Here is a 17,681-nt window from a genome sequence, read left to right on the forward strand (position 1 = left end):
TTTCCGAATAAGTTAAGCAGCTTCAGCATTAGGATCCGAGCGCTCCAATTCTAAAGAAGCCGCTAGCAGAGCTAGACGAGCAACCACGCCATACAAATAGAAACGATTGGGCGGAGCGCTGCCAGGCTTGGCGCCTAAATCAGGTATGGAGTTTTGCTCAAACGCCAAAGGTACAAAATGCATACCTGGCGCATTTAAATTCTCATCAGGCCCACGGTCAGTATGTACGCGATAGAAGCCACCAATGACATAACGATCAATCATGTACACCACCGGCTCAGCAACTGCCTCATTTACTTTTTCAAAGGTATATACACCCTCTTGAATTAATACATCGCTCACCTCAAGACCTTCTTTTACTACGCTCATCTTATTACGATCTTTGCGATTTAGCCCTTTGAGTTGGGCAGGATCATTCACCACCATCACACCCATGCCATATGTACCAGCATCAGCTTTAACAACGACATAAGGCTTTTCTTTAATGCCGTACTCGCGATATTTCTTAGCAGTCTTCTTTAAAATTTTCTCGACAGCGGTTTGCAACTCCTCTTCGCCCTTGCGCTCATGAAAATTGACTTCTGAGCAACTCGCAAAATAGGGATTGATCATCCATGGATCAATATCGACTATCTTCGCAAATTTCTTTGCTACTTCATCGTATGCAGCAAAGTGTTTCGACTTACGACGCACGTGCCATCCTGCATGAAGGCCCGGTAAGAGATACTGCTCGTGAAGGTTTTCCAAAATCGGAGGAATACCGGCAGATAAATCATTGTTCAGCAAGATGGAACATGGATCAAAATCTTTTAACCCCAATCGCTGCTTCCGCAAACCTAAACGAGATAAAGGCTCCATCAAGAGGCGATTACCGTCTGGCAAATCAATCCAAGTTGGCTTTTTAATTTCATCCGATAAAGTGCCCAAGCGGACATTGAGACCCGCTTGACGCAGGATTGAAGATAAGCGGGCAATATTCTGTAAATAGAAAGTATTACGAGTATGGCGCTCAGGTATCAATAATAAATTTTTTGCTTCAGGGCAAATCTTCTCAATTGCCGCCATTGCAGCCTGAACTGCCAGAGGCAACATCTGGGGTGAGAGATTGTTAAAACCGCCCGGAAAGAGATTGGTGTCTACTGGTGCAAGCTTAAAACCCGCATTACGCAGGTCAACCGAACAGTAGAAAGGCGGAGTATGCTCCTGCCATTCAAGCCTAAACCAGCGCTCAATTGTTGGGGTTGCTTCCAATACCTTCGACTCGAGATCAAGAAGAGGGCCGCTAAGGGCAGTGATGAGATGTGGGACCATTCCACCATTGTAAGATTTTTAAAAGAAAGACGCGGAATCCGAGGATCCCGCGCTTAAAAACTGAGCAACCAACTAAAGCCGCCCAGTGAGGGGTAAAAACGCTAATTAAGACTCGTAAGCAGACTCACCGTGGGAGCTGATATCCAGACCTTCGCGCTCTTCATCTTCTTTAACACGGAGGCCAACTACCATATCAACCAGTTTGTAGGCGATATAGGAAACCACGCCTGACCAAATCAAGGTAACAATCACGCCCTGGCTCTGAATCCACAATTGGCTAGCGATTGAGTAATCAGGAGCTGCAGCATTCGCTACATAATCCCAAATACCTGTTCCGCCTAAAGCTGGGTCTGCAAACACACCAGTCAACAAAGCGCCTAAGATACCGCCAACGCCATGCACACCAAATACGTCCAAGCTGTCGTCTGAACCCAAAAGCTTCTTAAGACCAGAAACACCCCATAAGCAAACTACACCAGCAGCAGCGCCGATAACTAGTGCGCCCATCGGACCAACAAAACCAGCAGCAGGAGTTACAGCAACTAAACCTGCAACGCAACCGGATGCACCACCCAACATGGAAGGCTTGCCTTTGAGAACCCACTCAGCAATTGACCAGCTCAATACTGCAGCAGCTGTTGCCAATAAGGTGTTTACGAATGCTAAGGCTGCACTGCCGTTTGCTTCGAGAGCAGAACCAGCATTGAAACCAAACCAACCGAACCACAAGAGCGAGGCTCCAATCATCACAAATACCAAGTTGTGTGGCTTCATTGCTTCTTTGCCGTAACCCAAACGTTTGCCGATTACAAATGAACCTACCAAGCCTGCGATCGCAGCGTTGATATGCACAACGGTACCGCCAGCAAAGTCAAGAACACCCTTCTGCCACAACCAACCAGCACGCGCTGTGATTGCTTCAAGTGATGCCGCATCTTTGATGTCATCAGGGCCAGGCCAGAACCAAACCATGTGAGCAATTGGGAGGTAGCTGAATGTGAACCAAAGGATTACAAACAACACGATTGCAGAAAACTTAGCACGCTCAGCAAATGAACCAACGATCAAGCAGCAAGTGATTGTTGCAAACGCAGCCTGGAAGGCCATAAACACATATTCTGGAATCACGATGCCCTTGCTAAATGTAGCGGCAACAGAATCTGGAGTAATGCCTTGCAAGAACAAACGATCGAGTCCACCAATGAATGCACCACCTTCAGTAAATGCAAAGCTGTATCCATAGAGAGACCACAACACGGTAATCAAGGCAAACACAAACATACACTGTACAAGTACAGAAAGAATGTTTTTGCTACGTGTTAAACCGCCGTAGAACAAAGCCAAACCTGGCAATGTCATCAAGATTACCAATGCGGTACACACTAATAACCAAGCCGTATCAGCCTTGTTAGGAACTAATGCAGGAGCAGCAGCAACTGCCGCTGCGGCTGCGGCTGCGACCGGCTTTGCTTCATCAGCAAAAGCTGGAGAAGCTACCATCACGCTAGTTGCGCCAATAGCCAAGGCCATTGCGCTTCCGGCTAGGAGTCGTTTCATCCAAGTTAACATTTTGAACCTCTCTTTAAAGTGCTGACGCGCCGGTTTCACCGGTACGAATGCGAATGACGTGTTCAACCGGTGAGACAAAAATCTTGCCATCACCAATTTTTCCAGTACGGGCAGATTTTTCAATTGCTTCAATCGCTCGCTCCAAGATGCCATCTTCAACAGCAGCTTCAATTTTTACTTTAGGTAAAAAGTCGACCACATATTCAGCACCACGATACAATTCGGTGTGACCCTTTTGACGACCAAAGCCTTTAACTTCAGTGACGGTAATGCCCGAAACTCCCACTTCTGAGAGAGCTTCGCGCACTTCGTCAAGCTTGAAAGGCTTGATGATTGCGGTAATTAATTTCATACGTTTCTCCGTTCAGAGGAAAGAATTAGAAAGTCTTTGTTAAAGAAACGATACCTGTTGATCCACCCAAATTCTTACCCTGTGGGCTCACATAGGCATAGCTACTTCCAACAGTTTTCGCATTAGTATCAATGTATGAAACGGCTGCAGATAGGCCTCCACCAAAGTCTTTAGTAACACCAAGCTTCCAATCTGTATAGCTATATAAGCTTGAGTTTGATGTAGTGCTGCCTGTAGGTGTTCCAGCAATATATTGATATCCAACGTGTGCATTTAAAGCAAGGCCCCAAATACCTGTGTCATAGTTAACAGTTAAGTCTGGATAGTAAGAACCGGTACTGTTAGCATTTCCGAATGTATTAGTTACAGCGTATGAAAACTTCAAGAAGCCAGTAACCGGACCAAACGTAAAGTTTTGCGCAGCATACAACTCTGTAGTATTAGGATTTACAGTAGTTAAATTTCCCGAAGTTGGAAATGCGTACTGCAATACGCCAATGTCAGATGCAAAGCCCGGAGCAATCAATTCCTTTTTAAAGCCACCGTAGAAATCCATTTCAATAGGTGCGGAGACACCTGGATTCAAATCGCCAACCCAGCTAATTGAACTATTCCAGTTACCGATATAGAAACCGCTCTCATGTGCGTAATCAAAACCACCTTGAATTGCAGGCTTCATGTTTGACTGAGAAATACCACGGTAGCGATAATCACTCACCACGGTAACGTTTGCTGTGATTGGACTTGCTTCAGGGGCTTCTGGCGCAGGTGCTGTTTGAGCAAATGCTGCGGTTGCAAATAGGCCAGATACTGCGAGAGCTACGGCTGTCTTTTGAATGGTTTTCATGTGTTACTCCTTGCTATGTGTAATGAAAAAGGGATAAAGATTTATTGCATGGGGTGATCATGAATCTAGGAAGCCCCCTAAATTTGCTGAAATTCCCCTAAATAAGGCTTATGCTCAATTTTGGTGCATATATAAGCACCAATTTAGTTCATTTTGCTGCAATTTTGAGTAGTTTTGCCTGTTTTCAGCCCTACAACTTAAAATAAGGGCTATTACTTTTATGCAACTTTGAATAGAACGGCAGGCGGCATCATGCAAAAACCAGGTGAAATCCTAGAACAAATTCAGCGCATTGCGAGCGATATGCAGAACAAGGTTGGCGATGCTATCCGTAATTCACCAGCACAGGAGATTGAAAAGAATGTGCGTGCAATGATGAATCAAGGCTTTCAAAAAATGGATTTAGTTACTCGCGAAGAGTTTGATGTGCAATCTAAGGTGCTTGCTAAGACTAGGGAAAAATTAGAAGCCCTCGAAGCTAAAGTTTCTGCGCTAGAAAAAACTAGCGCTTAACTTTTTTAAGTTTCTGCAAGAGGCGTGCTTGGGAAAAATTTAGGTGAAAGTAAAAACCAAAGATATCCCAACGTCTGAATAGCCAAGTAGACGCCTAATGCTATGTCAAATGCAGTAGTGCGAGACCAACCTGCATCAATACCTAAATCCACTAGATACCCAATCCCCCACTGAACGATAAATGCACCGATAAAAAGTGTGAGGTTATAGGTAGTACTAACGCGCCCTGAAAAAGATTTTGGGAAATAGGAAACAATCAAACTCTGCGCAAGCACAAAAGAGGAACTAGCTCCAGCAAGCAGATACCACCACAAAAATACCCACTCGCTACGTAAATAAAAAGCACATGCTTGAAAAATAAGTGCAGTGCCAACCATCCAAGTTAAATACTGCAGAGTAGTAATTCCATGCTTAGCCAGCTTAGGCAACAGCACTGTGTTGAGTGCATATGAACACAATAAAACAGCATTAAATGAAAATAGCACCTGAGAAGCAGTTTCGGCGGAGTACTCCATTACTCCAGTCAACCAAGGTCCCAGCCACAGCGTTTGAATTGCAATAAATCCACCATAACAAAAAATTCCCAAGGGGAAGATTCTCCAAAAAAAAGGGTTTGTCAAAATTGGCTTATAACTGGCCCAAGATAAGGTTGCCTCGCCACCCTCAACTAAGCTTGTTTGATCTGATGACTTGCTCGCTTTTGCAGGTAAACCAAAATAGAGGATAAGCAAAGCCAAACAACAGAGCACGGCCATACCAATAAATACACCCCGCCAGCCCATATAAGGCAATACAGCATGAAGCGGCCAAGATGTCATCAGAGCCCCTGAAGCTCCAAAAACAAGCATTCCGGATGCCAGCTGTCCTTGCATCGGCAAGGGATACCAAGCTCGAAATCCTGAGAATGCGGCCATCAGGCATGCAGAGACTCCCATGCCAATGAATACCCTTCCAATAAGCAAGCTTAAAAAGTCGTTTGCATAAGAAAATATCAATGCTCCCATAATTGCAAGCACCATCAGGCTGATTTCTGTTCGGCGCGGGCCAAATTTATCCAAACACAAACCAAGCGGTATTTGTGTCACACCAAAACCGAAAAAGTATGCGGCTGACAAAAGACCAAGTTGTGAGTTATTGATATGCAACTCATTTACCAACTCTGGTGCAATTACTGCATTGATCGATCGAAACGCATATGAAATAAAGTATGCGAAAGCAAAACTTAAGAAAATTCTGACTGCGGCCTTATTTTCTAGAGGCAAATCAATAGACATATTTAATTTGGATGAAACTCATCAAAGAAATTAGAATACGCCTCTTCAGAGAAAAACTTTATTGCATCTACCCTTGCTGGTGCTGTATGCAAAACTGAAATTTGGTAAATCCAAACTCCATTATCTGGCCTAATTCGGGTAATCCAACGCACGCGCATTAACTGCTCTACCGTGCCAGTAGATTTGAATTCCAAAAAGTAATCTTTCGTAGCAAGACGCTGTTTATTTGCAACCTGATAAAGAGCATTAACACTAACAGCGCTATCTAAATTGACATTGGCACGATTCAATAAGTTGCTTTGCAGTTGCTCTAATAAATTAGGCGCCAGTAAAGCTTGATCGCCACTCAAATGAATCGTACTGACGGAATAAATGTCATTTTCAATTTTTACTGCTTCTAATGTTTGTGCAATTTCTTGATTTTGATAAGGCAATCGTCGCTCCATTTTCTCAGGCTTGCCTGGGAATAAAGCGCTATAGCCCTCTTGAGGAGCCTGTACGATCCGCCAATCTAATTTGGGGCTACAAGCAGAAAGTAAGATTACAGACGCTAGAAATACCCCGAGTTTTTGGAGCACCAATTTATACAATACCTGCCCCATGGGCTTGTTGATCGGCATGGTAGCTAGATCGCACCATCGCACCAACTGCAGCATGTGAGAAGCCCATGGCATAAGCCTCCTCCTCGAAATGCTTAAATACATCTGGATGAACATAGCGCTGAACTGGAAGATGGTGTCCTGAAGGTGCCAGATACTGGCCGATCGTCAGCATATCGATATTGTGCTCACGCATATCGCGCATGACCGCTAATATTTCATCATCCGTCTCACCCAAACCAACCATCAAGCCACTCTTGGTTGGAATATGTGGGAAGCGCACTTTAAAGTCTTTTAGTAACTTTAAGGAATGTAGGTAATCTGCTCCGGGGCGTGCCTGTTTATACAGACGTGGAACGGTTTCTAGATTGTGATTCATCACATCAGGCAGACCTTGCGGGGCATACTCTGAAAAAATATCCAAAGCTTTATCTAAGCGGCCGCGAAAATCCGGCACCAAAACCTCTATACGAGTATCTGGAGAGAGTTCTCGTGATTGAGAAATACAGTCAACATAGTGCATGGCACCGCCATCACGTAAATCATCTCGATCTACACTGGTGATCACTACATAGTTTAGTTTCAGGGCAGCAATTGTGCGCGCTAGATTGCCAGGCTCTTTTGTATCTAAGGGGTCTGGTCTACCATGACCCACATCACAAAATGGACAACGACGCGTACATTTATCTCCCATAATCATGAAAGTAGCCGTGCCTTTACCAAAACATTCACCAATGTTAGGGCAGCTTGCTTCCTCACACACCGTCACCAGCTCATTCTCACGAAGAATCTTTTTGATTTCAGAGAAACGGGAATTTCCTGATGCGGCTTTTACTCGAATCCAGTCTGGCTTTTTGAGCACTTGCTCTAAGGGGACAATTTTGATTGGAATACGTGCAGTTTTCTCGCTAGACTTCTGCTTGCGTGAAGCATCGTAGTTAAGATCCTGCCGACTATTGCTATTAGCAGCATTGACAGTGGAATCGAAGTCCGGCTTATTGGTAGTCATGATGGAAGCAGTTGCTTTTGCAAGTGCCCTAAAAGGGTTTGGCTAATAATGCCTATATTGTCCTTGATCCCAAGGGTTTGCATATCCACCGTCTTTAAGCCCTCATATCCACATGGGTGAATGCGGGAGAAAGCGCTTAAATCGGTTGATACATTCAAGGCAAGCCCATGATAAGTGCATCCTTTTGAGACCTTAAGACCCAAAGCCGCAATCTTGGCGCCCCGATATGCCAATGGAATTGGGTCCTCTTGGCTAAGGTAAATGCCGGGTGCGCCACGATGTCTTTCTGCTTGAACATCATAATCGGCTAGGGTATCAATCAAAGCTTGCTCGATTCGGGAGACTAGTTCTTTGACAAAAATCCCTAAACGCCTCAGATCCAGCAGCAGATAAGCCACGATTTGCCCAGGGCCGTGATAGGTGATCTCACCACCACGATCTACCTGTACCAAGGGAATTTGATTGCTTGGAGAATGTAAGTTACTGGCATCTCCCGCCAAACCCAAAGTAAAGACGGGGGGATGTTCCAAAATCCAAATTTCATCTGGGGTGTTGCCATCTCGATGCTGAGTAAAATCTCGCATCGCTTGATAGGTTGACTCATAGTCAACCACCCCTAAATGTTTTACTAAAAAACTCATGCAAATAATTTAGAGGACAACGCTAACCAGGGGATGCGTGGAGAGGGTGCGATATAGCTCATCTAATTGCTCACGACTGGTTGCAGTGATTGGCAAAGTAATACCTAAATAATTTCCATCTTTTGAAGGTCTTTGCTCAACCTTGCTCTCATCAAGTGTAGGGTCAAATTGACGAGCAATATGCAAGATTGCAGGTAAGTATTCTGGATTAGTCTTGCCCATCACCTTAATCGGAAACTCAGATGGATACTCGATCAGAGATTTTCTATCTTCAGTCATTTATTCTTATCTTTCTCAATTTTCTTTATGGCTTTATTGATTGCGGTGATCAGGCATGCCCAACCAAGCACTAGTAATGATGTTACGAATGCAATGTAAACGGCGATGAAAAAAATGATCTGCACCTGGCACCACTTGAACTGTTAATTCCTGAGGGCGCGCCCAATCTAAGACGTCGAGCAACGGAATGGTTTCATCCACCTCACCATGAATCAAAATCGTATCTGCAGGCACTGGTGCCAAGACCCATTTGCCTGCTGCACTTCCAACCATGACCAGCCTCTCAGCTGGACGATCTAACTCCACCAAGCGCCGCACTAAATGGGTCCCAACAAAGCTCCCAAATGAAAATCCGGAAACCACCAAAGGCAATGTATTTGCAGTCTGCGTCCAAGATTGTTGCGCAGTCGCTTCAAATTGATTCCAACTGGAAGGTGTGCGCATCCAATCAGTGACATGCATCAAATCTTCCAGCTCGCCGACGCCATCATCATGCACTCCAGCAGTAGCCCCTACTCCACGAAAATTTGGTCGAACACTCACATAACCCAACTGATTAAAAGCACGCGCCATAGTTTGCGCAACCTTGTTATCCATCGTCCCACCCATGAGTGGATGTGGATGAGCAACCAAGGCCAAACCTCTCACCAAGAAGTCAGGATTATTTTTTAATTCATCAGGTAGATCAATCGACATTTCGATTTGACCCACCACACCATCAATATGAATTATTTTTGTACGGCTATTCATCCGGAAGGGCTTTCTAAAATCTTTTTTAAGCTAACTGCAGACGCTCTACTGGACGTCCTTGTATTAAGTGTGACTGAATAATTTCTTCAACATCGTCAGTATCTATAAAGGTGTACCAAATACCCTCTGGATAAATCACCATCACGGGGCCGTCAGCGCAACGATCTAAACAACCCGCTTTATTGATACGAATTTTTCCTGGGCCAGATAGACCCAACTCTTTCACGCGATTCTTTGCAAAGTTAAATAGTGCAAATGCGTTATGACGATCGCAGCAATCTTCGCCATTACTGCGCTGGTTTAGACAGAAAAAAACATGGTGTTGAAAGCTCATATGCAATCTTAGTCAAGGTTTTGAATCAAAAGTAGTCCGATTTCGGAGCACCCAAAATAAGGCTAATGGCAACCATACTACCGAAACCCATTGCATTAACTCATTAAAGTGTAATAGCCGACCTTGGTTCCAGTGTCGCAATGTCAAAATGAAATAAGGGTTATCCGGCAATAGGTTAATAGCTAGGGTGGCGCTGATCAAGCAAACAATTGCAAGCCGAGCTTTACTAGCCACTGAAAATTGGAGGGTCCATCTAAGCAATAAAATTCCCAACACCATTCCCCAAATCGCCCCTGCGGTAAGCCAAAGCAAACTGTATTCAGCGCCGAATAGCAAGGCAGTAAAGGCAATCTTGACCAAAACGGTGAAGCAAAGCAGGCTATTTAAGATTTTCCATTGGGGTGCTTTTGCACGCATTCCTAAAGATAGCAATAGCCCCGTACCCAACCAGCATAACGCCGTAATGATGGATTCCTGAATCACATGATTTACCACCATGGTTCCCCAATCGACCGAGGCAAAAATTGCATGCCCCCAGACTCCGGTACCTAGCCAAGAACTTTGGGGATAAATTTGAGCCCAAGGAAAGAGAAGAAATAAGGCGCAAGCGGCCCAATTTAAACCAAACCACTGGTCAAAATGACGTCGTACAGCACTGCCAGAGAGCCACTGAGGGCCCAAGGGAATGGCTAGCAAGCCACCCATCAAACCGCCCAAGACATTGGCCCACCAATCCATTTGACTTGGAATTCGAGTGGGTAGCCAAGTTTGCAAAGACTCCACGCTAAACGCCAATGCTGCGCTCATACTTAGGGCAATCCCCAGAGCTACAAAGTTACGCCAACGCGGATAACAGGCAAAAACTAACAAAAATCCCAAGGGAATATAGGCCAAGATATTGACTGAGACATCAAAGAGCGTAATGTAGCGAGGCAGTGGAGCATCTAACCATGCCCATGCGGCAATGCCATTGTCAAAGTTGAAGTCGAAAGGATTTAGGCTGACATAAACAATCAACAGCGCATAGCTCAGGCTAATAGCCCTAGCCAAAGGCATTGCCTGGAGGGGCCAAACAAACTTGCGAGGGCGCTGATCTTCATGATGCATTCCATCATTCTAGGTCAGCTAGGTCAGTTCTTTCTACAATAGGGCAATGAGCCCAAATTGCATCTTAGAGCGAGTCGCTACTACAAAATCAACTAATGATGATTTATTGGCCCGTTGGCGTGCTGGGGAATTAATTGACCCCGTTGCTCGTATCGCTCATGAACAGACATCCGGCAAAGGCCGGGCTGGAAGGGTTTGGCTTTCTAGGCCTGACGATACCCTATGCTTTTCTTTGGCCCACCCCTTTCATAAGAGCCCCAATGAGCTAAGTGGACTCAGTCTAGTTATCGGACTAGCAGTTATCGCCGGCATTGCTGGTGCCTTAGGCATGAGTGAGGCCTCCCTGCATCAACAAGGCCTAAGACTAAAGTGGCCTAATGATTTACTGCTGAACAATGCCAAGCTTGGCGGTATCCTCATTGAAGGTGGGCAGAGTAATCCAAGCTCACCCACTTGGATGGTAATAGGACTGGGTCTGAACTTACACAATGCAGCACTGATTACAAATAGCCTGCAAGGCCATTCCACTATTGGTGTTGCGGCCCTAGATCAGCTATTACCGCATCAAAAACCCATTCCAGATGCTGAGTTTATTTGGCTAAAACTCATTGAGTCTTTTGAGAAACATTTGGCTCAATTTGAACAACACGGTTTTGCCCAATTTAAAGATTCCTGGGCGCAGTGGGATGCCTTCAATGGTCAGTCTGTTTGCATCTCTGGAACTGGCAAAGAACCTATCATTGGGATTTCTGCTGGAGTAGATGATGCTGGAGCACTCATTCTCAGGCAACAACATCAATCAATCACTATTCATGCAGGTGATCTTTCTTTGCGAGTGCAATCATGAGCTTATATCTAGTATTTGATCTTGGTAATACTCGACTAAAGTGGGCTGCTGTCGAATCTACACAAAATATTGCAGACCGAAATAAAAAACTGTGGGCGTATTCTGGTTCGGTCAGTACCAAATCTTTCCAATCACCTGAACTGCGTGCCGAACTATCTGACTATATTTCTAAAACATTACCTAAGCCAGATGCCATTGGATTTTGCTGTGTAGCAGGTGATGCTGCCATTGAAAATCTCCGCAGCCTATTTCCGCAATGGCAAGATCTTGAGTGGAAGCAATTTACAGGCAGCAGCTCTTATACAGGTGTACGCACGCTCTATCAAGATCCGAGTAAATTGGGTGCAGATCGATGGGCCGCCTTAATCGGCGCACGAGCACTCTCAAACACCAACACACTAGTCATTAGCGCTGGGACGGCCACTACGATTGATTTACTAGGCGGTAATGGCGTTCATTACGGAGGCTGGATCTTGCCAGGCCTCAATCTAATGCAAGAAAGTCTGCAAAAAAACACAGCACAACTTCCATTAGCGGTTCGCGCTAGCAAACCTGAAACTCAAGCGAGTTTTGGCACAACAACAGATGAGGCGATTACTGGCGGTTGTGACGCGGCACAAATGGGGGCAATACTACATGCAGCCTATTTAGCAAAAGCTATGAATCATCCTGTCGAGCGCATTTGGCTTGATGGTGGTAATGCAAAAATTTTAGCAAGTGCAATTAAGCAGTTTCCCGAGCTGGCAGCGCTTCCTATTGAACCTATTGAGGGTTTAGTGCTGCGAGGGCTCTGGGCCTGGCTTTTACAAAACCTGTAGCTGCCTGCTTCTGTTTGCAGGCCTTAGCTGGTGCGGATCTTGCCCAACAGGGTTGTTGTAGAGCGCTCGTATAAAAATGGAATAGCGACCGCTTTTCCACCCCAGGTTTTTACGAGGCGAGTTTCCTCGAGAGTATCGATTTGATAATCACCCCCCTTGACATAGATATCTGGATGTACAGTGGCTATGAGATTCACTGGGGTCTTCTCGGTAAATAGCACTACCAAATCCACACTCTCAAGTGCCGCCAATAAAGCCTGACGATCAGCCTCAGTATTAATTGGCCTGTCATCACCCTTACCTAGCATTTTGACTGAAGTATCTGCGTTAACACCCACTACCAGACTAGCGCCTAGTGCTCGTGCTTGGGCAAGATAACTGGCATGTCCACGATGCAAAATGTCGAAAACACCATTTGTAAATACCAGGGGTCTCGGAAGTTTGGCAATACGAGCCTCCAGATCGGCTGGGGTGCAAACTTTAGACTCAAAAGAAGGTAAAGGTAAGGAGCTCATGACATCATATTAATGGCATTGAGCTCAGCCCAACGATATTTGCCAGAATGTCTTAGACTTGGACATCCCCCCTCCAGCCCAAAGGTTCGATATGATTCGCATTATGCCGAGGTACTTACTAGCACTACTTTTACTGCTAACGGCCATGCAATTTGTAAAGGCAGCTCCTGCGGCCTCTCCTAGCTGCAGCCCGCTTTTGTCCCATACCTTTCCGAGACTGCAGGATGAGGCACCCCAAAATCTTTGCCAATACCAAGGAAAAGTTATTCTGGCTGTTAATACGGCTAGCTTTTGTGGCTTCACGAGCCAATACGAGGGTCTTGAGAAGCTGTACGCCAAATACAAAGATCGTGGCTTAGTTGTGCTGGGTTTTCCATCGAACGATTTTGGTCAACAGGAGCCGGGTAGCAACAAGGAAATTGCTGACTTCTGTAAAAATACCTATGACGTCAAGTTTCCCATGTTTGCAAAGAGCTCCGTTAGCGGCAGCAATCCCAACCCTTTATTTAAGATGTTAATAGCTAAAACTGGTACAACTCCTAAATGGAATTTTTATAAATATCTCATTGATCGCAACGGGAATGTAGTAGACGCATTTAGCAGCATGACTAAACCAACGAGCAGTAGCATTACCAATCAGATAGAGAAACTTCTTGGAGAGAAAATTTAGTGGGTAAGAAAAAAGTTGCGATTATTGGCGCTGGTATATCTGGCCTAGGATGTGCCTACGCCTTAAGACAGCACCCCGATTTAGATATCACTCTTTTTGAAGGTGGCAATCATATTGGAGGTCACAGTAATACTGTAGATCTCACTCTAGAAACTCCCCAAGGTAATATTACCCATGGAGTCGATACTGGATTTTTAGTCTTCAACCGTAAAACTTATCCTCGCTTAGTTCGCCTGCTTGAAGAGATCAAGGTCCCCATTGCACCATCTGAAATGTCTTTTTCTGTATCAATTGATGCTAGCAAAAAAACAGGGCGCAGCAAAAAAATTGAATGGGCTGGTAACGATCTCAATTCTTTCTTTGGGCAAAGATCGAATTTGCTCTCGCTGTCATTTTGGAGAATGGCCTATGACATTCTGCGCTTTAATCGTCTCGCCACTCAACTTGCGGAGAAGCAAATTACTGCCAAGCTTGAGTATTCAGAACCAGATGAACGTATTAAAGATTTTTTAAATCGACATCGTTTCAGCATCAGCTTTAGAGAAAACTATTTCTTGCCGATGATTGGTGCTATTTGGTCATGCTCTGTTGAGCAAATGTTGGAGTTTCCAATTCAGACTATGGTGCGCTTCTGTCATAACCATGGTCTTTTACAAATTCACAATCGCCCGCAATGGCTTACCGTTAAAGGCGGCTCTCGGGAATATGTGAAACTTTTGGTGGCGGCCCTCGAGAAACATCACGTTAAATTTGTGCGTGAATCCGTTTCTCGTGTTAACGCTAGCAAAGAAGAAAAAGTTCAGGTAGAAGTTATTACTCCATCAGGATCGTACCAATTTGATGAAGTAGTGATGGCATGCCATAGCGATCAGATCTTAGATTTGGTTCATGGTATTGATCAAGATGCCCGCAATATTTTAGCCTCGGTACCCTATCAAAAGAATCGTGCTATTTTGCATACAGATAGAAATTTTTTACCAGCTAGTGAGCGCTGTTGGGCGGCATGGAACTACACTGCAAAATCTGGTGCAACACCGACTGCACAACAACATGTGAGCGTGAATTATTTAATCAATCGCTTGCAACCTCTTCCAAAAGCATTCGAAAACACACCGATTGTTGTGAGCTTAAACCCGCTAGCTGATCCTAATCCAAAGTTAGTGCACGAAGAAATTCATTACTCGCATCCCGTCTTTGATATGCAGGCCGTACAAGCCCAAAAAGAACTGCCCCTGATTCAAGGCAATTCTTCAATTTGGTATTGCGGTGCATGGACAGGTTTTGGCTTTCATGAAGATGGTCTTCGCTCAGGCGAATTGGTGGCAATGGATCTTATGGAAAAAATTGCTCATCGCGTTCAGTCCAATTCCATTAAAGATATTCAGTAAATGAACTTGCCCACGATTAATTTTGGGTCGGTAAAACATCGACGTTTCCGTCCCGCTACAAATGCGTTTGGCTATGATGTATTTACCGTTTCTATTCCAATGCGTGCGCGTAGAAATGATCCAGAATTAATCAGCAAGCATGGTCTTAAAGACAATCAGTTCGGACTTTTTTCATTCTTCGATCAAGATCATGGAGTAGGTGGTCCAGATAGCCTGGCCTGGATTGAATCGATTCTTGAAGAAAACCACATTCAGAATATTGATGGGGAGATTTGGCTACAAACCTTTCCACGCGTCATTGGGTATGTATTTAATCCCGTCAGCTTTTGGATCTGCACCCAAGCCAATGGGCAAGTACAAGCTGTACTAGCAGAGGTCAATAACACCTTTGGCGAACGACACTGCTACTTACTGCATCATGACTCTGGTAGATCGCTCCAATCTGGCGAAACGCTAGTAAGTAAAAAGATATTTCACGTATCACCCTTCTGTGACGTACGCGGGGAATACCACTTCCGCTTTTTATTTCCTCAAGATAGCCGCTCAAAGCGGAATATCGTTTGCCGGATAGAGCTCCATGAGGATGGCGCCCCATTAATCAACACCAGTATCAGCGGTCTGACTCAATTATTGAGCAAAAAAACTCTCTATCTTGCCTTTTTACGCTACCCCCTGATGAGTCTGGGCGTGATTAGCCGAATTCACTGGCAAGCATTGAAATTATGGTTAAAAGGTGTACCCTTTCACTCAAAACCCAAACCACCAGAACTAGAAATTACTCGATGAATCGCCCCGGTCAATCACTACTGTCTCGTCTTACGTTTTCCCGTCCTGAGAAGCGGGAATCAAAACAGCAACAATATCGTGTAAGCACAAAAACTTTATTAGGGCTTTTGGCGAAATTACGCAGCGGGCATTTGGTGATCACACTGCCAAATAAGGAAGTAAGAGAATTTGGGAATAGCTCAGACCAACTACATGCAGAAATTCACGTTTTAGACTGGTCAGTATTTAGGCAAGTCTTATCTCATGGTGATATTGGCTTTGCTGAAAGCTATATTCGTGGCGAATGGAATACACCCGATCTTAAGGCTGTGCTTGAGCTAGCCATCCGGAACCGTACCATCCTAGAAAAAGCGATTTATGGCAGCTGGCTAGGATCTATCAGCTATCGACTACGACACTGGTTTAGAGACAACTCTAAAGCGGGTAGTCGTAAAAATATTCATGCGCACTATGACCTAGGTAATGCTTTCTATACCCTATGGCTAGATCCAACTATGAGCTATTCAAGCGCTTGGTTCTCTGAGGGTGATAAGCAATCGCTGATGGATGCTCAGCGCGCCAAAATCAAGCGCATCCTAGAATCCATTCATGCCAAACCGAGCGACCATATCTTAGAAATAGGCTGTGGTTGGGGTGGTTTTATGGAAGAATCCCTTCGCAATGCCCATCAAGTCACTGGCCTGACATTATCAATAGAGCAAAAAGCTTTTGCCGAAACTAGACTGCAAAAGGTCAACTCAGAGCTCACTAGCGCAAAAAAATTTGAGATTCGTCTTCAAGATTATCGAGACTGTACAGAGCAATTTGATGGCATCGCTTCCATTGAAATGTTTGAAGCAGTTGGCGAAAACCATTGGGGCGAATACTTCCAAACCGTTGCAAATCGACTAAAAGCAGGCGGCCGAGCTTGCATTCAAACCATCGTCATAGCAGAAGATTTGTTTGATCGCTATCGCCATAGCACTGACTTTATTCAACAGTATGTTTTCCCAGGAGGCATGCTTCCTTCGCCCGCTAAATTCAAAGCTGCAGCCGCGAGTGCAGGCTTAGAGGTTGAGGCTGAGTTTGCATTTGGCGCCGACTACGCCAAAACCTTATGCTTATGGCGCGATAGCTTTAATCAAAAAATGGAAGAAATTTATCGCCTTGGTTTTGACGAAGCCTTTATTCGGCTTTGGAATTTCTATCTCATGTATTGCGCCGCTGGATTCTCTGAAAAAAATATTGATGTAGTTCAGTACACCCTTAAACATCAAGATGCAATTCACTCAAGTGACGCCCTACGACCATGAAACAACAAGGAATAGCTGCTTTTATAAATCAACGGATTTGGGTCATTGGGGCCTCGAGCGGAATCGGTGAAGCCTGCGCAAAAGCCTTTCTAAGTGCAGGCGCAAAAGTCGCCCTCTCTAGTCGTCGTGCCGAGCGACTAAATACCATCGCACAATCTGCAGAGACAGGCCATGCCTTAGTGCTACCTTTAGATGTTACCCATCAAGAGCAACTCATTTCAGCCTACCAGAGCATCGCGGAAACTTGGGGTGGCTTAGATCTCATGCTATTTGTTTCGGGTGTATACACACCCTTACGTGCCGATAATTTTGACTTTGAAATTGCCCAGAAAACCATTGATGCCAATTTACTAGGCCCCATGCGGGCAGTCAGTATTGTCTTGCCTAAGATGCTTAAAGATCATGCCGGTCATATTGCTATTGTTGGTAGCGTAGCTGGATATAGCGGACTACCGAAAGCACTAGCTTATGGGCCAAGTAAAGCCGGAATCATTAATTTCTGCGAAACCCTGTATTACGACTTACTGCCTCAAGGCGTAGGTGTACATATGATTTCACCAGGCTTTGTAGCAACTGAGGCTACTGCCCAGAATGACTTTGAAATGCCAGCGCTAATTACCGCTGAAGAGGCTGCAAAAGAAATTCTGGCAGGACTTCAAGCTGGAGAGTTTGATATTCACTTCCCTAAGCGGTTTTCAGGATTCTTAAAGTTTCTCAGAGTCCTGCCTTACCCCCTATATTTCTGGGTCGTACGGCGCTTTGTCAAAATATAATATTCTG

Annotated in this window: 21 protein-coding genes; 8 read left to right on the forward strand and 13 right to left on the reverse strand. The window is 44.9% G+C overall.

Translation table 11 applies throughout. The features are described from left to right. Positions 1-12: 12 nt before the first annotated feature. The 4 genes from gshA to ICN43_RS00650 form a co-directional block, all read right to left on the reverse strand. Positions 13-1,311 carry a glutamate--cysteine ligase gene (gshA, locus tag ICN43_RS00635; protein WP_216196757.1) on the reverse strand — a complete coding sequence of 433 codons (1,299 nt, stop codon included), beginning with the start codon at positions 1,309-1,311 and terminating at the stop codon, positions 13-15. A 105-nt stretch (positions 1,312-1,416) separates the two neighbouring features. After that, entirely contained in the window at positions 1,417-2,880 is a 1,464-nt protein-coding gene (locus ICN43_RS00640; protein ID WP_216196758.1) for an ammonium transporter, read from the reverse strand. 13 nt (positions 2,881-2,893) lie between these two features. After that, entirely contained in the window at positions 2,894-3,232 is a 339-nt protein-coding gene (locus ICN43_RS00645; RefSeq protein ID WP_011903792.1) for a P-II family nitrogen regulator, read from the reverse strand. Between the two features lie 25 nt (positions 3,233-3,257). Further along, positions 3,258-4,079, reverse strand: coding sequence for a TorF family putative porin (locus ICN43_RS00650; protein WP_216196759.1), 822 nt, complete (start codon positions 4,077-4,079; stop codon positions 3,258-3,260). A 252-nt stretch (positions 4,080-4,331) separates the two neighbouring features. Here ICN43_RS00650 and ICN43_RS00655 point away from each other — a divergent pair, with 252 nt between their 5' ends. Next, on the forward strand, positions 4,332-4,592 hold the full coding sequence (locus tag ICN43_RS00655) for an accessory factor UbiK family protein (protein ID WP_216196760.1): 261 nt from the start codon (positions 4,332-4,334) through the stop codon (positions 4,590-4,592). Positions 4,593-4,597: 5 nt separating this feature from the next. Here the strand turns inward: ICN43_RS00655 and ICN43_RS00660 are convergent, their stop codons facing one another. Genes ICN43_RS00660 through ICN43_RS00695 form a run of 8 tightly spaced genes read right to left on the reverse strand, consistent with a single transcriptional unit; the run spans position 4,598 to position 10,585 of the window. Beyond that, complete coding sequence (locus tag ICN43_RS00660) at positions 4,598-5,866, reverse strand: MFS transporter (protein WP_216196761.1); 1,269 nt, start codon at positions 5,864-5,866, stop codon at positions 4,598-4,600. A 2-nt stretch (positions 5,867-5,868) separates the two neighbouring features. Continuing rightward, a complete protein-coding gene (locus ICN43_RS00665) occupies positions 5,869-6,456 on the reverse strand; it encodes a hypothetical protein (protein ID WP_216196762.1) in 588 nt (195 codons plus the stop codon). Beyond that, positions 6,449-7,474, reverse strand: coding sequence for a lipoyl synthase (lipA, locus tag ICN43_RS00670; protein WP_216196763.1), 1,026 nt, complete (start codon positions 7,472-7,474; stop codon positions 6,449-6,451). Before lipA ends, ICN43_RS00665 begins: the two co-directional genes overlap by 8 nt. Next, positions 7,471-8,115 (reverse strand): lipoyl(octanoyl) transferase LipB, encoded by a 645-nt coding sequence (gene lipB, locus ICN43_RS00675; protein ID WP_216196764.1) that lies wholly within the window; start codon positions 8,113-8,115, stop codon positions 7,471-7,473. Before lipB ends, lipA begins: the two co-directional genes overlap by 4 nt. A 9-nt stretch (positions 8,116-8,124) precedes the next feature. Then, positions 8,125-8,394: a YbeD family protein gene (locus tag ICN43_RS00680; protein ID WP_114654086.1), complete on the reverse strand. Its 270-nt coding sequence runs from the start codon at positions 8,392-8,394 to the stop codon at positions 8,125-8,127. 33 nt (positions 8,395-8,427) lie between these two features. After that, entirely contained in the window at positions 8,428-9,144 is a 717-nt protein-coding gene (locus ICN43_RS00685; protein ID WP_216196765.1) for an alpha/beta hydrolase, read from the reverse strand. Positions 9,145-9,169: 25 nt separating this feature from the next. Beyond that, positions 9,170-9,478 (reverse strand): ferredoxin, encoded by a 309-nt coding sequence (locus tag ICN43_RS00690; RefSeq protein WP_255533368.1) that lies wholly within the window; start codon positions 9,476-9,478, stop codon positions 9,170-9,172. A gap of 12 nt (positions 9,479-9,490) precedes the next feature. Continuing rightward, on the reverse strand, positions 9,491-10,585 hold the full coding sequence (locus tag ICN43_RS00695; RefSeq protein WP_216196767.1) for a VanZ family protein: 1,095 nt from the start codon (positions 10,583-10,585) through the stop codon (positions 9,491-9,493). A gap of 46 nt (positions 10,586-10,631) precedes the next feature. On the opposite strand from ICN43_RS00695, the gene ICN43_RS00700 reads away from it, so the two are divergent. Continuing rightward, positions 10,632-11,432, forward strand: coding sequence for a biotin--[acetyl-CoA-carboxylase] ligase (locus tag ICN43_RS00700; RefSeq protein WP_216196768.1), 801 nt, complete (start codon positions 10,632-10,634; stop codon positions 11,430-11,432). Next, positions 11,429-12,250, forward strand: coding sequence for a type III pantothenate kinase (locus ICN43_RS00705; RefSeq protein WP_216196769.1), 822 nt, complete (start codon positions 11,429-11,431; stop codon positions 12,248-12,250). Before ICN43_RS00700 ends, ICN43_RS00705 begins: the two co-directional genes overlap by 4 nt. 23 nt (positions 12,251-12,273) lie before the next feature. On the opposite strand, the gene rfaE2 is transcribed toward ICN43_RS00705, so the two are convergent. After that, the gene (gene rfaE2, locus ICN43_RS00710) at positions 12,274-12,765 is read right to left on the reverse strand and encodes a D-glycero-beta-D-manno-heptose 1-phosphate adenylyltransferase (protein WP_216196770.1); all 492 of its coding nucleotides are present in this window, start codon (positions 12,763-12,765) and stop codon (positions 12,274-12,276) included. Positions 12,766-12,868: 103 nt separating this feature from the next. On the opposite strand from rfaE2, the gene ICN43_RS00715 reads away from it, so the two are divergent. From ICN43_RS00715 to ICN43_RS00735, 5 genes are read left to right on the forward strand one after another with little or no spacing between them, the layout of a single operon-like run. Beyond that, the gene (locus tag ICN43_RS00715; RefSeq protein ID WP_370623186.1) at positions 12,869-13,435 is read left to right on the forward strand and encodes a glutathione peroxidase; all 567 of its coding nucleotides are present in this window, start codon (positions 12,869-12,871) and stop codon (positions 13,433-13,435) included. Further along, the gene (locus ICN43_RS00720) at positions 13,435-14,823 is read left to right on the forward strand and encodes an FAD-dependent oxidoreductase (RefSeq protein ID WP_216196772.1); all 1,389 of its coding nucleotides are present in this window, start codon (positions 13,435-13,437) and stop codon (positions 14,821-14,823) included. The genes ICN43_RS00715 and ICN43_RS00720 overlap by 1 nt, the downstream gene beginning before the upstream one ends. Next, positions 14,824-15,609, forward strand: coding sequence for a DUF1365 domain-containing protein (locus tag ICN43_RS00725; RefSeq protein ID WP_216196773.1), 786 nt, complete (start codon positions 14,824-14,826; stop codon positions 15,607-15,609). Next, positions 15,606-16,901 carry a cyclopropane-fatty-acyl-phospholipid synthase family protein gene (locus tag ICN43_RS00730; RefSeq protein WP_216196774.1) on the forward strand — a complete coding sequence of 432 codons (1,296 nt, stop codon included), beginning with the start codon at positions 15,606-15,608 and terminating at the stop codon, positions 16,899-16,901. The genes ICN43_RS00725 and ICN43_RS00730 overlap by 4 nt, the downstream gene beginning before the upstream one ends. Further along, positions 16,898-17,674 carry an SDR family oxidoreductase gene (locus ICN43_RS00735; RefSeq protein WP_216196775.1) on the forward strand — a complete coding sequence of 259 codons (777 nt, stop codon included), beginning with the start codon at positions 16,898-16,900 and terminating at the stop codon, positions 17,672-17,674. The genes ICN43_RS00730 and ICN43_RS00735 overlap by 4 nt, the downstream gene beginning before the upstream one ends. The last annotated feature ends 7 nt before the right edge of the window (positions 17,675-17,681 follow it).

The organism is Polynucleobacter sp. UK-Mo-2m-Kol15 (assembly GCF_018881505.1).
In the GTDB taxonomy this organism is placed as follows: Bacteria; Pseudomonadota; Gammaproteobacteria; order Burkholderiales; family Burkholderiaceae; genus Polynucleobacter.

Excerpts from the sequence above, each read along its gene's own strand:
- gshA (WP_216196757.1), bottom strand. The coding sequence starts at position 1,311 with ATGGTCCCACATCTCATCACTGCCCTTAGCGGCCCTCTTCTTGATCTC.
- ICN43_RS00640 (WP_216196758.1), bottom strand. The coding sequence starts at position 2,880 with ATGTTAACTTGGATGAAACGACTCCTAGCCGGAAGCGCAATGGCCTTG.
- ICN43_RS00645 (WP_011903792.1), bottom strand. The coding sequence starts at position 3,232 with ATGAAATTAATTACCGCAATCATCAAGCCTTTCAAGCTTGACGAAGTG.
- ICN43_RS00650 (WP_216196759.1), bottom strand. The coding sequence starts at position 4,079 with ATGAAAACCATTCAAAAGACAGCCGTAGCTCTCGCAGTATCTGGCCTA.
- ICN43_RS00655 (WP_216196760.1), top strand. The coding sequence starts at position 4,332 with ATGCAAAAACCAGGTGAAATCCTAGAACAAATTCAGCGCATTGCGAGC.
- ICN43_RS00660 (WP_216196761.1), bottom strand. The coding sequence starts at position 5,866 with ATGTCTATTGATTTGCCTCTAGAAAATAAGGCCGCAGTCAGAATTTTC.
- lipA (WP_216196763.1), bottom strand. The coding sequence starts at position 7,474 with ATGACTACCAATAAGCCGGACTTCGATTCCACTGTCAATGCTGCTAAT.
- lipB (WP_216196764.1), bottom strand. The coding sequence starts at position 8,115 with ATGAGTTTTTTAGTAAAACATTTAGGGGTGGTTGACTATGAGTCAACC.
- ICN43_RS00680 (WP_114654086.1), bottom strand. The coding sequence starts at position 8,394 with ATGACTGAAGATAGAAAATCTCTGATCGAGTATCCATCTGAGTTTCCG.
- ICN43_RS00685 (WP_216196765.1), bottom strand. The coding sequence starts at position 9,144 with ATGAATAGCCGTACAAAAATAATTCATATTGATGGTGTGGTGGGTCAA.
- ICN43_RS00690 (WP_255533368.1), bottom strand. The coding sequence starts at position 9,478 with ATGAGCTTTCAACACCATGTTTTTTTCTGTCTAAACCAGCGCAGTAAT.
- ICN43_RS00695 (WP_216196767.1), bottom strand. The coding sequence starts at position 10,585 with ATGCATCATGAAGATCAGCGCCCTCGCAAGTTTGTTTGGCCCCTCCAG.
- ICN43_RS00700 (WP_216196768.1), top strand. The coding sequence starts at position 10,632 with ATGAGCCCAAATTGCATCTTAGAGCGAGTCGCTACTACAAAATCAACT.
- ICN43_RS00705 (WP_216196769.1), top strand. The coding sequence starts at position 11,429 with ATGAGCTTATATCTAGTATTTGATCTTGGTAATACTCGACTAAAGTGG.
- rfaE2 (WP_216196770.1), bottom strand. The coding sequence starts at position 12,765 with ATGAGCTCCTTACCTTTACCTTCTTTTGAGTCTAAAGTTTGCACCCCA.
- ICN43_RS00715 (WP_370623186.1), top strand. The coding sequence starts at position 12,869 with ATGCCGAGGTACTTACTAGCACTACTTTTACTGCTAACGGCCATGCAA.
- ICN43_RS00725 (WP_216196773.1), top strand. The coding sequence starts at position 14,824 with ATGAACTTGCCCACGATTAATTTTGGGTCGGTAAAACATCGACGTTTC.
- ICN43_RS00730 (WP_216196774.1), top strand. The coding sequence starts at position 15,606 with ATGAATCGCCCCGGTCAATCACTACTGTCTCGTCTTACGTTTTCCCGT.
- ICN43_RS00735 (WP_216196775.1), top strand. The coding sequence starts at position 16,898 with ATGAAACAACAAGGAATAGCTGCTTTTATAAATCAACGGATTTGGGTC.